Below are 14,335 nucleotides of genomic sequence, written 5' to 3' on the forward strand. Positions count from 1 at the left end.
TCCTACATGGGCATGCGTTCCTGTAGGAGCTGCCGAAGGCTGCGATCTTTTAGCTTTTCTGGTAGGTATCAATCACTTCCTGCGCCGCGCGAAACGCATCAATCGCCGCCGGCACCCCGGCATACACCGCGCAATGCAGCAGCGCTTCACGAATCTCGTCCACCGTACAGCCATTGTTCAGTGCACCGCGCACATGGCCCTTCAACTCTTGCGGACACTTCAGCGCCGTCAGCGCGGCCAGGGTAATCAAACTGCGCGTCTTCAGCGGCAGACCTTCGCGATTCCATACCCCGCCCCAAGCGTGTTCATTGACGAAATCCTGCAGCGGTTGGGTGAATTCGGTGGCGTTGCCCAAGGCGCGATCAACAAACGCATCGCCCATTACCTGGCGGCGGACGTCTACCCCGGATTGCTTCGATTCGGTCATGGCATATCACTCTTGTGGTGTTGGCGGCGCCAGGCGCGGATGGAGGTGAACAGCAGAAACGCCAGCAACGGCGGCAGAACGTAAAACAGCATCAAGCGCTCCAGCTTGCCGGCCAGCGGCATGCCGGTGGTGAACGACACCACATGCAGCCCGTAGACCAGATACAAACCGAGCAGCAACAAACCTTCGGTGCGTGTCACGCGGTAGCCTGAATAGAACACCGGCAAGCACAGCGCGGCGACGCCGAGCATCACCGGCAAGTCGAAATCCAGCGCGTTCGGCGACACCGATAACGGCGTCGGTGCGATCAACGCAGTCAGGCCAAGCACGCCGAGCAGGTTGAACAGATTGGCGCCGATCACGTTGCCCACGGCGATGTCCCGTTGCCCGCGCAGTGCGGCGATCAGCGAGGTCGCCAGTTCCGGCAGCGAAGTGCCGACGGCGACCACGGTCAGACCGATCACCCGTTCGGAGAAACCCAGATCCGTCGCCACTACCACCGCCGCGCCCAGCAGCAGATGCCCGGCAAACACCAACATCGCCAAACCGACGATGATCATCAGCGAGCTGCCAATCCAGGACACTTGCGCAGCGTCTGTCTGTGCCGAGTGCGGGCGCGTCGAATGCCGCGACTGACGCAGTAAAAGACCGAGGTACAACGCCAATGCAGCCAGCAAGAGGATGCCGTCGAAGCGTCCGATCTCTTCGTTCCACGCCAATACGAACACCAACAGACTGGCGCCGATCATCAGCGGAATGTCGAGGCGCACCAGCTGCCGTGACACGCGCAGCGGGATGATCAGCGCCGACAGGCCGAGGGTCACAAGGATGTTGAAGATGCTGCTGCCGACCACGCTGCTGACCGCGATGTCGGGATTGTGCGCCAACGCGGCTTGCACACTGACTGCCATCTGCGGCGCGCTGCTGCCGAGGGCGACGATGGTCAGGCCGATGATCAGCGGACGTACGTGCAAGCGTTCAGCCAGGCGCACAGCCGCACGCACCATCAGTTCGGCGCCGAAGATCAGCAGGCACAGGCCGGCGAGCAGTTCGATCACGCTGATCAGCGGTAAATCGCTCAGTCCGTAAATGGTCAGCGCTCCATCAGTCGAGAGCCTGCACGCGAACCCGTGCGGTGCCGCTGCGCAGCATGCCGAGCTGTTCGGCGGCCTCGCGGGACACGTCGATCAGACGTCCACGGGTGTGCGGGCCGCGGTCGTTGATACGGACCACGACGGATTCATCGTTTTTCAGGTTGGTGACCTTCACCCGTGTACCGAACGGTAGTTGGCGATGGGCAGCGGTCAGGGAATTCTGGTTGAACGGTTCGCCACTGGCGGTGCGTTTACCGTGGTGCCTGGCACCGTAATAGGAAGCGACGCCGGTCTGGTCGTAACCGTGCGGGTCGATGGTGTCGGTGCTGGCGCAACCGGCCATTAAAGAGAGCAGGGCGCAGGCGCCGAGCAGACGTTTCATTCGAATACTCCAAAGTGATCGTTCCCACGCTCCAGCGTGGGAATGCATCCCGTGACGCTCTGCGTCACACCGCAATGGACGCGGAGCGTCCGGGGCGGCATTCCCACGCAGAGCGTGGGAACGATCCCAGGGCGCGGGGCTAGAATCAGCCTTCGAGCTTGCTTTTCAGCAGTTCGTTCACTTGCTGCGGGTTGGCTTTGCCTTTCGACGCTTTCATCGCCTGACCGACAAAGAAGCCGAACATCTTGCCGCGTTTGGTTTCATCCGCCGCGCGATACTGTTCAACTTGCTCAGCGTTGGCCGCAAGCATTTCGTCCAGTACGGCCGAGATCGCACCGCTGTCGGTCACTTGCTTCAGGCCACGTTTCTCGATGATCTCGTCCGCGCTGCCTTCACCGTTGGCCATCGCTTCGAACACAACCTTGGCGATCTTGCCGGAGATGGTGTTGTCCTTGATGCGCAGCAGCATGCCACCCAACAGTTCCGCCGACACCGGCGACTCGTCGATGTCCAGGCCTTGCTTGTTGAGCAGGCTGCCCAACTCGACCATCACCCAGTTCGCCGCCAGTTTGGCGTCGCCGCCGATGCTCGCGACTTTCTCGAAGTAATCGGCTTGCTCGCGGCTGGTGGCCAGCACGCTGGCGTCGTAGACCGACAGACCGAATTGCTCCTGGAAACGCTCGCGTTTCTGCGGAGGCAGTTCCGGCAGGGTGGCGCGCACCTCGCCGAGGAACGACTCTTCGATGACCACCGGCAGCAGGTCCGGATCGGGGAAGTAACGGTAGTCGTTGGCTTCCTCTTTCGAACGCATCGGACGGGTTTCGTCCTTGTTCGGATCGTACAGACGGGTCTGCTGGATCACTTTGCCGCCGTCTTCGATCAGCTCGATCTGCCGCTGGATCTCGGAGTTGATCGCCTTCTCGATGAAGCGGAACGAGTTGACGTTCTTGATCTCGCAGCGCGTGCCGAACTCAACCTGACCTTTCGGACGGATCGACACGTTGCAGTCGCAACGCAGCGAGCCTTCGGCCATGTTGCCGTCGCAGATGCCCAGATAACGCACCAGCGCGTGGATTGCCTTGACGTAAGCCACGGCTTCCTTGGCGCTGCGCATGTCCGGCTCGGAAACGATTTCCAGCAGCGGCGTGCCGGCACGGTTCAGGTCGATGCCGGTGGCACCGTTGAATTCTTCGTGCAGGCTCTTGCCGGCGTCTTCTTCCAGGTGCGCGCGGGTGATGCCGACACGTTTGACGGTGCCGTCTTCCAGGGCGATGTCCAGGTGGCCCTTGCCGACGATCGGCAATTCCATCTGGCTGATCTGGTAGCCCTTCGGCAGGTCCGGGTAGAAGTAGTTCTTACGGGCGAACACGTTGTGCTGACCGATCTCGGCGTCAATCGCCAGACCGAACATCACTGCCATACGCACGGCTTCCTGGTTCAGCACCGGCAGAACGCCGGGCATGCCCAGGTCGATCAGGCTGGCCTGGGTGTTCGGCTCGGAACCGAACGTGGTGGAACTACCGGAAAAGATTTTCGACCGGGTAGTGAGCTGAGTGTGAATCTCCAGCCCGATCACGACTTCCCATTGCATGTGTGTCTCCTCAGAAGCCGGTTGGGGTGCGGGTGTGCCAGTCAGTGTTCAACTGATACTGGTGCGCAACATTGAGCAAACGGCCTTCCTGGAAATACGGCGCCAGCAACTGCACACCAACCGGCAGACCGTCGACAAAACCGGCCGGCATCGACAGGCCTGGCAGGCCGGCGAGGTTGGCGGTGATGGTGTAGACGTCTTCCAGATAGGCAGCAACCGGGTCGCTGTTCTTCGCGCCAAGCTTCCAGGCCGGGTTCGGCGTGGTTGGGCCGAGGATGATGTCGACTTCATTAAAGGCAGCCATGAAATCGTTTTTCACCAGACGACGGATCTTCTGCGCTTTCAGGTAGTAGGCGTCGTAGTAACCGGCGGACAGTGCGTAGGCACCGACCATGATCCGGCGCTGCACTTCTGCGCCGAAGCCTTCGCCACGCGAGCGCTTGTACAGGTCGATCAGGTCTTTCGGTTGCTCGCAACGGTGGCCGAAACGCACGCCGTCGAAACGCGACAGGTTCGAGGAAGCCTCTGCCGGGGCGATCACGTAATACGCAGGAATCGCGTGCTGCATGTTCGGCAGGCTGATTTCCTTGATCACGGCACCGAGTTTCTGCAGCTCTTGGATGCTGTTCTGGATCAGCTCGGCGATGCGCGGGTCGAGACCGGCGCTGAAGTATTCCTTCGGCACGCCGATGCGCAGACCTTGCAGCGAATCGCCCAGGCTTGCGGAGTAATCCGGAACCGGCTCATCGATGCTGGTGGAGTCGTTCTGATCGAAGCCAGCCATACCTTGCAACAAAATGGCGCAGTCTTCGGCAGTGCGCGCCAACGGGCCGCCCTGATCGAGGCTGGAGGCGTAAGCGATCATGCCCCAGCGCGAAACGCGACCGTACGTCGGTTTCAGGCCAGTGAGGTTGGTGAACGCCGCCGGCTGACGAATCGAACCACCAGTGTCGGTGGCCGTGGCCGCTGGCAACAGACGCGCGGCAACTGCCGCCGCCGAACCACCGGACGAACCGCCCGGTACGTGTTCGAGGTTCCACGGGTTTTTCACCGCGCCATACCAGCTCGACTCGTTGGCCGAACCCATGGCGAATTCGTCCATGTTGGTCTTGCCCAGGGTCACGGCGCCGGCAGCGGCCAGTTTCGCGACCACGGTGGCGTCGTACGGGGCTTTGAAGTTGTCGAGCATCTTCGAGCCGCAGCTGGTGCGAATGCCCTGAGTGCAGAACAGGTCTTTGTGAGCGATCGGCGCGCCAAGCAGGGCGCCGCTCTCACCGTTGGCGCGGCGTGCATCGGCAGCTTTCGCCTGCTCGAGGGCCAGCTCTTCGGTGAGGCTGATGAAACTGTTGAGCTGCGGATCGAGCTGGGTGATACGCGCCAGCAGGACTTTGGTCAGCTCTTCGGAGGAAAACTTTTTATCGGCGAGACCGCGGGCGATCTCGGCCAGAGTCATTTGATGCATTGCAGGCTCTTTCCCTTTAGTCGATGACTTTCGGAACCAGATACAGGCCGTTTTCGACCGCTGGTGCGATGGACTGGTAGGCCTCGCGGTGATTGCTCTCGGTCACGACGTCGGCGCGCAGGCGCTGACTGGCTTCCAGCGGGTGGGCCAGAGGCTCGATTCCGTCGGTATTAACAGCCTGCATTTCGTCGACCAGACCGAGAATGCTGTTGAGAGCGGAAGTAATGTGTGGAAGATCGGCATCATTGAGGCCAAGGCAGGCCAGATGAGCGATTTTTTCCACGTCGGAGCGTTCTAGCGCCATCGGGATTCTCCTGTGGAAAACAGAACGGACGGCGTCCGTGTGTTAGATTGTCGGAACACTACCGCACTTCTACGGTCATAAGGCCGCGATTGTGGGGCTTGGTGCACAGAAAAGCGGCCAATTTAACATATTGGCGCCTTGCCCAAAATCCCTGTCGTTGTTAGAGTTTGCCGCACTTTTTTACCCACGCGTTGCCTAGGGTCCCTTTCCCATGTTCAAGAAACTGCGTGGCATGTTTTCCAGCGATCTTTCCATTGACCTGGGCACTGCCAACACCCTTATTTACGTGCGCGAGCGCGGTATCGTCCTGAATGAGCCATCGGTTGTGGCCATTCGGACACACGGTAATCAGAAAAGTGTCGTTGCTGTCGGCACCGAGGCCAAGCGCATGCTCGGCCGTACACCGGGCAACATTGCTGCCATTCGTCCGATGAAGGACGGCGTGATCGCCGACTTCAGCGTCTGCGAAAAGATGCTGCAATACTTTATTAACAAGGTTCACGAAAACAGCTTTCTGCAGCCTAGCCCTCGTGTGCTGATCTGCGTTCCATGCAAATCCACCCAGGTTGAGCGTCGTGCCATCCGTGAATCGGCCCTCGGTGCCGGTGCCCGTGAAGTGTTCCTGATCGAAGAGCCAATGGCGGCTGCGATCGGTGCCGGCCTGCCGGTAGAAGAAGCGCGCGGTTCGATGGTCGTGGATATCGGTGGTGGTACTACCGAAATCGCGTTGATCTCCCTGAACGGTGTGGTCTATGCCGAATCCGTCCGTGTTGGCGGCGACCGCTTCGACGAAGCGATCATCACCTACGTACGTCGTAACTACGGCAGCCTGATCGGTGAGTCCACCGCCGAGCGCATCAAGCAGGAAATCGGCACGGCCTACCCGGGCGGCGAAGTACGCGAAGTCGACGTTCGCGGTCGCAACCTGGCCGAAGGCGTTCCACGCGCATTCACCCTGAACTCCAACGAAGTGCTGGAAGCTCTGCAAGAGTCCCTGGCAACCATCGTTCAGGCTGTGAAAAGCGCCCTGGAGCAATCGCCGCCGGAACTGGCTTCCGACATCGCCGAGCGTGGCCTGGTGCTGACCGGTGGTGGCGCGCTGCTGCGTGACCTCGACAAGCTGCTGGCCCAGGAAACCGGCCTGCCGGTGATCGTTGCCGAAGATCCGCTGACCTGTGTTGCTCGCGGCGGTGGCCGTGCATTGGAAATGATGGATAAGCACACCATGGATCTGCTCTCCAGCGAATAAGTGCTGGTTTGCAATACGTGGGTGAACGCGCAGGCAGCACTTTGCAGTGCTGCCTGTTGGCGTTTATCTTCTGTCAGTCTTCATCCAGGCCGGTTTGATGCCGTATGAATAAACAGAACATTTGCCTGGGAGGAGCGGCTTATTAAACCGCTTTTCGCCAAGGGCCCTTCGTTGGGCGTACGCCTGTTGGTGCTGGCCGTGCTGTCGGTCGCGCTGATGGTGGTCGATGCCCGCTTTGATCTGCTCAAGCCTGCGCGCAAACAAGCGTCGCTGGTGCTGATGGATGCCTACTGGATCACTGACCTGCCCGGACGTCTGTGGGAAGGGATTGCCAGCCAGTTCGGCAGCCGCACCGAGCTTGTCGCCGAAAACGAAAAACTCAAGACCGAAAACCTGCTGCTGCAGGGGCGCATGCAAAAGCTTGCTGCTCTCACCGAGCAGAACGTTCGGCTGCGCGAGTTGCTCAATTCTTCCGCACTGGTCAACGAAAAGGTCGAAGTGGCCGAGTTGATCGGCATGGACCCCAATCCCTTCACCCATCGCATCATCATCAATAAAGGTGAGCGTGACGGTGTGGTGCTCGGTCAGCCGGTGCTCGATGCGCGCGGCTTGATGGGCCAGGTGGTCGAGTTGATGCCGTACACCTCGCGTGTATTGTTGTTGACCGACACCACCCACAGCATTCCCGTGCAGGTCAACCGTAACGGTCTGCGCGCGATTGCCAGCGGCACCGGAAACCCGGAACGCCTGGAATTGCGTCACGTTGCCGACACGGCGGACATCAAGGAAGGCGATCTGCTGGTCAGCTCGGGTCTTGGCCAGCGCTTCCCGGCGGGTTACCCGGTCGCCACGGTGAAAGAAGTCATTCACGATTCCGGTCAGCCGTTTGCGATCGTTCGCGCGGTGCCGACTGCTGCGTTGAACCGCAGCCGCTACCTGCTGCTGGTGTTCAGTGACAACCGCACGGCTGAAGAACGCATCAACGATGCCGCGCAGGCTCAGGAAAATCTCGATGCCTTTGGCGGCGGTCCGGTCATTCCGGCCACCGTGCCCAAGACGGTGACCGCCCCTGCTGCAGCGCCAACCCCGGCGACGGCTGTCACGCCTGCTGCGACCACTGCACCGGCCAAACCGGCTGCGAGCAAACCACCGGCAGCGACGCCGGCGGCCAGCAAACCTCCAGCTGCCCAGCCAGCGGTGCGACCAGCGGCGAAACCGCCTGTCAGTGCCCCGGCGACAACCGGGAGACAAGAATAATGGTCGGCGCTACCGCATCGCGAAACGGCTGGATTGTCTGGCTGACGTTTCTCGTTGGCCTGCTGCTCAGCGTGTCACCTTTGCCGATTTTCATGGAGATCCTGCGCCCGTTATGGCTGGCGTTGCTCCTGACATTCTGGGCGTTGTACATGCCGCACACGGTCGGCATGGTCACGGCGTTTTGCCTGGGCCTGGCTGAAGACGTGCTGCAGGGCGACTTGTTCGGCCAGAACGCGCTCATCCTGACGCTCATCACCTTCCTCGTGCTGTCGTTGCAGCAACGCTTGCGAATGTTCCCGATGTGGCAGCAATGCCTGGTGATTCTGGTGATCTTCGGCCTCGCGCAACTGGTGCAATTGTGGCTCAGCGCTTTGACCGGTAATCGTCAGCCAACGTTGGCACTGGTGCTACCGGCGCTGGTCAGTGCCTTGCTCTGGCCTTGGGTCAGCTTTGCCCTCCGCGGATTACGCCGACGCTACAAGATCAATTGAGCCGGTGAAGCAGGGCACTGAACAGGGAGATGTTTTGATGAAGCCGCTTTACCTTGCCTCCGGATCGCCGCGTCGACGTGAATTGCTCACGCAGATCGGCGTTGCGTTCTCCGCCATCAGTGCGGATATCGACGAAACTCCACTTCCCGCAGAACTGCCATCGGCCTATGTCGAGCGTCTCGCGCGTGGCAAGGCCGAGGCCGGCCGACGCACGGTCAATTGCGCCCGGCCTTTCTGCGTGCTGGGCGCGGATACCGCCGTGGTGCTCGACGGCAAAATTCTCGGTAAACCGGTGGACGAAGCCGACGCATGCGCCATGCTGATGATGTTGTCCGACAAGGAACATGAAGTGCTGACCGCCATCGCCGTGCTCGAAGGTGAGCGCTGCGAGTCGCGAGTGGTCCGCAGCCTGGTGCGGCTCCGGCCGATCAGCCGCGAAGAAGCCGCCGCCTACTGGGCCAGCGGCGAGCCCGGCGACAAGGCCGGCGGTTATGGCATTCAAGGCCTCGGCGCGGTGTTCGTTGCCGGGCTCAATGGCAGCTATTCGGCAGTGGTCGGGTTACCCGTTTGCGAAACCGCAGAACTGTTGGGCCATTTCGGCATACCCTGTTGGCAAAACCTGAACGCGCAATAAGCGTCGTACCCATCCAGATGCGGCCATTATCGTGAACATGCCTGAACGAGATCCTGCCATGAGTGAAGAGATTCTGATCAACATCACGCCGATGGAATCGCGCGTGGCGGTGGTCGAAAACGGTGTGCTGCAAGAAGTCCATGTCGAGCGCACGCAAAAGCGCGGGATTGTCGGCAACATCTATAAAGGCAAGATCGTCCGGGTGCTGCCGGGCATGCAAGCAGCATTTGTCGACATCGGCCTGGATCGCGCCGCGTTCATCCATGCCGCTGAAATCTCTCTGCGTGAGGGCCCGGCGGTGGAGAGCATCAGCTCCCTGGTGCACGAGGGTCAAAGCCTGGTGGTACAAGTCACCAAGGATCCGATCGGTTCCAAAGGCGCGCGGTTGACTACGCAGTTGTCGATCCCGTCGCGCTATCTGGTGTACATGCCGCGCACTGCCCACGTCGGCATCTCGCTGAAAATCGAAGACGAAGCCGAGCGTGAGCGCCTCAAGCAAGTGGTCAGCGATTGCGTGGCCAAGGAAGGGATCAAAGAAGCGGGCGGTTTCATTCTGCGTACCGCCGCTGAAGGTGCCGGCGCCGACGAGATCCTTATGGACATCCGTTACTTGCGACGCCTGTGGGATCAGATCAATGAACAGATCAAGACCATTTCCGCGCCGAGCGTGATCTACGAAGACCTCGGCCTGGCGTTGCGCACCCTGCGCGATCTGGTCAATCCGAAGATCGAGAAGATCCGCATCGACTCCCGGGAAACCTTCCAGAAAACCACGCAGTTCGTCGCCGAGCTGATGCCGGAAATCGCCGATCGTCTGGAACACTACCCGGGCGAACGACCGATTTTCGATCTTTACGGTGTCGAAGACGAAATCCAGAAAGCCCTTGAACGCAAGGTGCCGCTGAAATCCGGTGGCTATCTGGTGGTCGATCCGGCAGAAGCCATGACCACCATCGACGTCAACACCGGGGCGTTCGTTGGTCACCGCAACCTCGAAGAAACCATCTTCAAGACCAATCTCGAAGCCGCGACGGCGATTGCCCGGCAACTGCGCCTGCGTAATCTCGGCGGGATCATCATCATCGACTTCATCGACATGGAAGATGAAGAGCATCAGCGTCAGGTTCTGCGCACGCTGGAAAAACAGCTGGAGCGCGATCACGCCAAGACCAACATCATCGGCATCACCGAATTGGGCCTGGTGCAGATGACCCGCAAGCGCACCCGCGAAAGCCTTGAGCAAGTGTTGTGCGAGCCGTGCAGCAGCTGCCAGGGGCGCGGCAAGCTGAAAACCCCGGAAACCATCTGTTACGAGATTTTCCGCGAGATTCTTCGCGAGGCCCGTGCCTATCAGGCCGAGGGTTATCGCGTACTGGCGAACCAGAAAGTGGTCGACCGTTTGCTGGATGAAGAGTCTGGCAACGTCGCCGAGCTTGAAGGGTTTATCGGCCGCACCATTCGCTTCCAGGTGGAAACCATGTATTCCCAGGAACAATATGACGTGGTGCTGCTCTGAACCCCTGCGTCACACCCTTTTCACCGCGGCTGGCCTCAGCTTTTCGCAGTATTTTTGCCATGGGAGCCAACTGACATGGAACGTCTGACACGCATTTTGGCCGCAATCACCCGCTGGGGGCTGGGCCTGTGCGCGTTGGTTTTGGTATTGATGGCGTTGTACGTCAGTCTCGGCCGTGAACTGACCCCGCTGGTGGCCGAGTATCGTGCCGATATCGAAGCCAAAGCCAGTGCTGCGCTCGGGATGCCGTTGCAGATCGGCGAGCTGGAAGGTAACTGGAGCGGTTTTGCACCGATCTTGCTGGCCCATGACGTTATGGTCGGGGACGGTGCCAATGCCTTGCGCCTGGACCGAGTGCGCGCGGTGCCGGATCTTTGGGCCAGCCTGTTGGCTCGCGAAGTGCGCATCGCGCATCTGGAACTCAATGGCCTGAAGATCAGCCTCAAGGAAGCGGAGGACGGCAGTTGGGCGCTGGAAGGTCTGCCCGTGAAGAAAGATCAACCACTCGATGCGCAGCAGTTGTTCAATCGTTCGCAAATGATTCAGCAACTCTCGGTGCTCGACAGTCAGGTCACGCTGCAGCCGCAGGATCACGCGCCGATGACCCTGACCTATGTCGGCCTCAATCTGAAGACCGGTGCCAGTCGTCAACGCCTGGATGCGCGCCTGACATTGCCCGATGGTCAGCCGGTCGCGCTGAGCCTGCGCACGCGCCTGCGTCCAGACCAATGGCAGAACAGCGTCGTCGACGGTTACGCCAGTCTGCCGCAAAGCGATTGGGCAAAATGGCTGCCCGAGCGCATGACCCAACAATGGAATTTTTCCGCGATCAACGCCGGTGGCGAACTTTGGGTCAACTGGGGCGACGGCACTTTGCAAAGCGCCGCGCTGCGCCTCAATGCACCACAAGTGACCGGCGCCTACGCCGAGCGCAAGCCAATCCAGATCAACAATCTGGCACTCAACGCGTATTACCGGAACAGTGACGAAGGCGCGTCGGTGACCCTCGATTCGCTGGCGATGAACTTCGGCGAAAACCGTTGGGAGTCTCGCGTCCAGCTGCAACAGACCCGCGCCACCGATAAAGTCGAAGAGCTCTGGCACTTGCAGGCCGATCGCCTCGATCTGACACCGATCACGCCGTTGCTCAATGCACTTGGACCGCTGCCAAAAGGTTTCGCTGAGGTGGTCGATCATTTGAACGTGACCGGCGGCCTGCGCAACGTGCTGCTGGATTTCCGGCCAGCGGCCACTGACGGCACTAAATTCAGCTTTGCCGCCAATCTCGATAACGTCGGCTTCGATGCCTATCATGGTGCACCAGCGGCAAGAAATGTCAGCGGCAGCCTCACCGGTAACCTCGACGGTGGCGAGCTGCGCATGGACAGCAAGGACTTCGTTCTGCACCTCGACCCGATTTTCGCCAAACCGTGGCAATACCTGCAAGCCAATGCGCGGCTGACCTGGAAGCTCGATAAGGAAGGCTTCACCCTGATCGCGCCGTACCTGAAGGTGTTGGGCGAGGAGGGCAAGATTGCCGGTGACTTCCTGATCCGCCTGCATTTCGATCACAGCCAGGAAGACTACATGGACCTGCGCGTCGGTCTGGTCGATGGCGATGGTCGCTACACCGCCAAATACCTGCCCGAAGTCTTGAGCCCGGCGCTCGACGAGTGGCTGCGTACAGCGATTCTCAAGGGCGCGGTCGATCAGGGTTTTTTCCAGTATCAGGGGTCGTTGAGCAAGAATGCGGGGGAGGCTGACCGCAGCATCAGCCTGTTCTTCAAAGTGCATGACGCCGAGCTGGCGTTTCAGCCAGGCTGGCCGCATGTCAGCAACGTCAGCGGCGATGTGTTTATCGAAGACAGCGGCGTGCGCATCTGGGCCAGCAAGGGCCAGTTGCTCGACACTCAGGTCAAAGATGTCTTCGTTAATATTCCCCATGTGCCGAGCGGGCAGAACAGCCACCTGTTCCTCGACGGTGCATTTTCCGGTGGTTTGGGGGACGGACTGAAAATTCTTCAGGAAGCACCGATCGGCACGGCGGACACGTTCGCCGGCTGGGAAGGTTCGGGCGACCTGCGAGGCAAGCTCAAACTGGACGTACCGCTGGCCAAGGGCGATCAACCGAAGATCCTCGTTGACTTCAAGACCGCCAATGCGCGATTGAAACTCGCCGAACCCAAGCTGGAGCTGACTCAGCTCAAGGGCGATTTCCGCTTCGACAGCGCCAAGGGCCTCAGCGGGCAGAACATCGCGGCGCGCGCTTTCGACAAACCGGTCACCGCGCAGATTTTTGCCGATGGCAGCCCTGGCAAGCTCAGAACCCGGGTCGCGGCGTCGGGGCAGGTCGAGGTGAAGAAACTCACCGATTGGTTGGGCGTGACGCAGCCACTGCCGGTTTCCGGGACGATTCCGTATCAGTTGCAACTGAACCTCGACGGTGCTGACAGCCAATTGATGGTCAGCTCCAGCATGCAGGGGGTAGCGATCGATCTGCCGGCGCCGTTCGGCATGACGGCGGAAACGGGGCGCGACACGGTGTTCCGCATGACCTTGCAAGGGCAGGAGCGGCGTTATTGGGTCAACTATGACCAACTGGCCAATTTCACCTTTGCCGCGCCGCCGAGCAATTTTGCCGACGGTCGTGGCGAATTGTTCCTCGGCGCTGGCGAAGCTGTGCTGCCGGGGGCCAAAGGCTTGCGGATTCGCGGCGTGCTGTCGGAGCTGGACGTGGCGCCGTGGCAGGATCTGGTTAGCAAATACGCCGGACAGGATCCGGGTGGCAGTGCCAGCAAGTTGCTCAGCAGCGCAGACTTCAAGGTCGGCAAGCTGACGGCGTTCGGCACCACGCTGGATCAGGCTTCGGTGCAATTGAATCGCAAGCAGGCGGCGTGGAATCTGGCGCTCGACAGTCAGCAGGCCAAAGGCACGGCCAGTCTGCCGGATGCCAAGGGCACGCCCATTGCGGTGAACCTGCAATACGTGAAACTGCCGGCGCCGGATCCTACGGTGCAGGCTGACGAGAACGCTCCTGATCCACTGGTGTCCGTCGACCCGACGAAGATTCCGGCGCTGGATATCACCATCAATCAACTGTTCCAGGGGCCGGATCTGGTTGGCGGCTGGTCGCTCAAGGTGCGTCCGACGGCCAAGGGTATCGCCCTGAATAATCTTGATATGGGCCTTAAAGGCATCCTGTTGCAAGGCAATGGCGGCTGGGAAGGGGCGCCGGGCTCGACCAATAGCTGGTTCAAGGGGCGAATCGGCGGCAAGAACCTCGCCGATGTACTCAAGGGCTGGGGCTTTGCGCCGAGTGTGACCAGCGAAGAGTTCCACATGGATGTTGATGGCCGCTGGCCGGGTTCACCGGCATGGCTGGCGACCAAGCGCTTCTCCGGCACCCTTGACGCGTCACTGAACAAGGGCCAGTTCGTTGAAGTGGATGGCGGCGCGCAGGCATTGCGCGTGTTCGGTCTGCTCAACTTCAACTCCATTGGCCGACGCCTGCGTCTGGATTTCTCCGACTTGTTCGGCAAAGGCTTGAGCTACGACCGGGTCAAAGGCCTGCTGGTGGCGACCAACGGTGTTTACGATACGAAAGAGCCGATTCGCCTGACTGGGCCATCGAGCAATATCGAGCTCAACGGCAAGCTGGATCTGGTGGCGGAACAGGTCGACGCCAAGTTGCTGGTGACTTTGCCGGTGACCAACAACTTGCCGATTGCCGCGCTACTCGTGGGCGCTCCGGCGGTTGGCGGCGCATTGTTCTTGATCGACAAGTTGATCGGTGATCGCGTGGCGCGCTTTGCCAGTGTTAAATACACCGTCAAAGGCCCGTGGAAAGAGCCGAAAATCACCTTCGACAAGCCTTTTTAACTAGCAGACACTACCCTCGGCAGGAGCTGCCGAAGGCTGCGATCTTTTG

General features: G+C 60.3%; 12 protein-coding genes. 6 read left to right on the plus strand and 6 right to left on the minus strand.

All coding sequences use genetic code 11. The annotated features are described in order from the left end of the window. Positions 1 to 49: 49 nt before the first annotated feature. The 6 genes from CQ009_RS07890 to gatC form a co-directional block, all read right to left on the minus strand. Positions 50 to 427 carry a carboxymuconolactone decarboxylase family protein gene (locus CQ009_RS07890; RefSeq protein ID WP_105705465.1) on the minus strand — a complete coding sequence of 126 codons (378 nt, stop codon included), beginning with the start codon at positions 425 to 427 and terminating at the stop codon, positions 50 to 52. Then, complete coding sequence (locus CQ009_RS07895; RefSeq protein ID WP_064387927.1) at positions 424 to 1,485, minus strand: calcium/sodium antiporter; 1,062 nt, start codon at positions 1,483 to 1,485, stop codon at positions 424 to 426. Before CQ009_RS07895 ends, CQ009_RS07890 begins: the two co-directional genes overlap by 4 nt. A gap of 46 nt (positions 1,486 to 1,531) precedes the next feature. Continuing rightward, the gene (locus CQ009_RS07900) at positions 1,532 to 1,903 is read right to left on the minus strand and encodes a septal ring lytic transglycosylase RlpA family protein (RefSeq protein ID WP_105705468.1); all 372 of its coding nucleotides are present in this window, start codon (positions 1,901 to 1,903) and stop codon (positions 1,532 to 1,534) included. Between the two features lie 145 nt (positions 1,904 to 2,048). Beyond that, on the minus strand, positions 2,049 to 3,494 hold the full coding sequence (gene gatB / locus CQ009_RS07905) for an Asp-tRNA(Asn)/Glu-tRNA(Gln) amidotransferase subunit GatB (RefSeq protein ID WP_105705470.1): 1,446 nt from the start codon (positions 3,492 to 3,494) through the stop codon (positions 2,049 to 2,051). A gap of 10 nt (positions 3,495 to 3,504) precedes the next feature. Next, on the minus strand, positions 3,505 to 4,956 hold the full coding sequence (gene gatA / locus CQ009_RS07910; RefSeq protein WP_105705472.1) for an Asp-tRNA(Asn)/Glu-tRNA(Gln) amidotransferase subunit GatA: 1,452 nt from the start codon (positions 4,954 to 4,956) through the stop codon (positions 3,505 to 3,507). 16 nt (positions 4,957 to 4,972) lie between these two features. After that, positions 4,973 to 5,260, minus strand: a complete 288-nt coding sequence (gatC, locus tag CQ009_RS07915) for an Asp-tRNA(Asn)/Glu-tRNA(Gln) amidotransferase subunit GatC (protein WP_007915356.1) — start codon at positions 5,258 to 5,260, stop codon at positions 4,973 to 4,975. 211 nt (positions 5,261 to 5,471) lie between these two features. Here gatC and mreB point away from each other — a divergent pair, with 211 nt between their 5' ends. The 6 genes from mreB (at position 5,472) to CQ009_RS07945 (ending at position 14,286) form a co-directional block, all read left to right on the plus strand. Continuing rightward, entirely contained in the window at positions 5,472 to 6,509 is a 1,038-nt protein-coding gene (gene mreB, locus CQ009_RS07920; protein ID WP_002555108.1) for a rod shape-determining protein MreB, read from the plus strand. Positions 6,510 to 6,650: 141 nt separating this feature from the next. Then, the gene (gene mreC, locus CQ009_RS07925; protein ID WP_082355403.1) at positions 6,651 to 7,766 is read left to right on the plus strand and encodes a rod shape-determining protein MreC; all 1,116 of its coding nucleotides are present in this window, start codon (positions 6,651 to 6,653) and stop codon (positions 7,764 to 7,766) included. Then, on the plus strand, positions 7,766 to 8,257 hold the full coding sequence (gene mreD, locus CQ009_RS07930) for a rod shape-determining protein MreD (protein WP_064387931.1): 492 nt from the start codon (positions 7,766 to 7,768) through the stop codon (positions 8,255 to 8,257). The genes mreC and mreD overlap by 1 nt, the downstream gene beginning before the upstream one ends. A 37-nt stretch (positions 8,258 to 8,294) precedes the next feature. Beyond that, entirely contained in the window at positions 8,295 to 8,891 is a 597-nt protein-coding gene (locus CQ009_RS07935; protein ID WP_105705474.1) for a nucleoside triphosphate pyrophosphatase, read from the plus strand. A 58-nt stretch (positions 8,892 to 8,949) separates the two neighbouring features. Beyond that, positions 8,950 to 10,407, plus strand: coding sequence for a ribonuclease G (gene rng, locus CQ009_RS07940; RefSeq protein WP_064387933.1), 1,458 nt, complete (start codon positions 8,950 to 8,952; stop codon positions 10,405 to 10,407). A 75-nt stretch (positions 10,408 to 10,482) separates the two neighbouring features. After that, positions 10,483 to 14,286 carry a YhdP family protein gene (locus CQ009_RS07945; protein WP_105705477.1) on the plus strand — a complete coding sequence of 1,268 codons (3,804 nt, stop codon included), beginning with the start codon at positions 10,483 to 10,485 and terminating at the stop codon, positions 14,284 to 14,286. The last annotated feature ends 49 nt before the right edge of the window (positions 14,287 to 14,335 follow it).

The organism is Pseudomonas sp. MYb2, from assembly GCF_002979955.1.
GTDB lineage: Bacteria > Pseudomonadota > Gammaproteobacteria > Pseudomonadales > Pseudomonadaceae > Aquipseudomonas.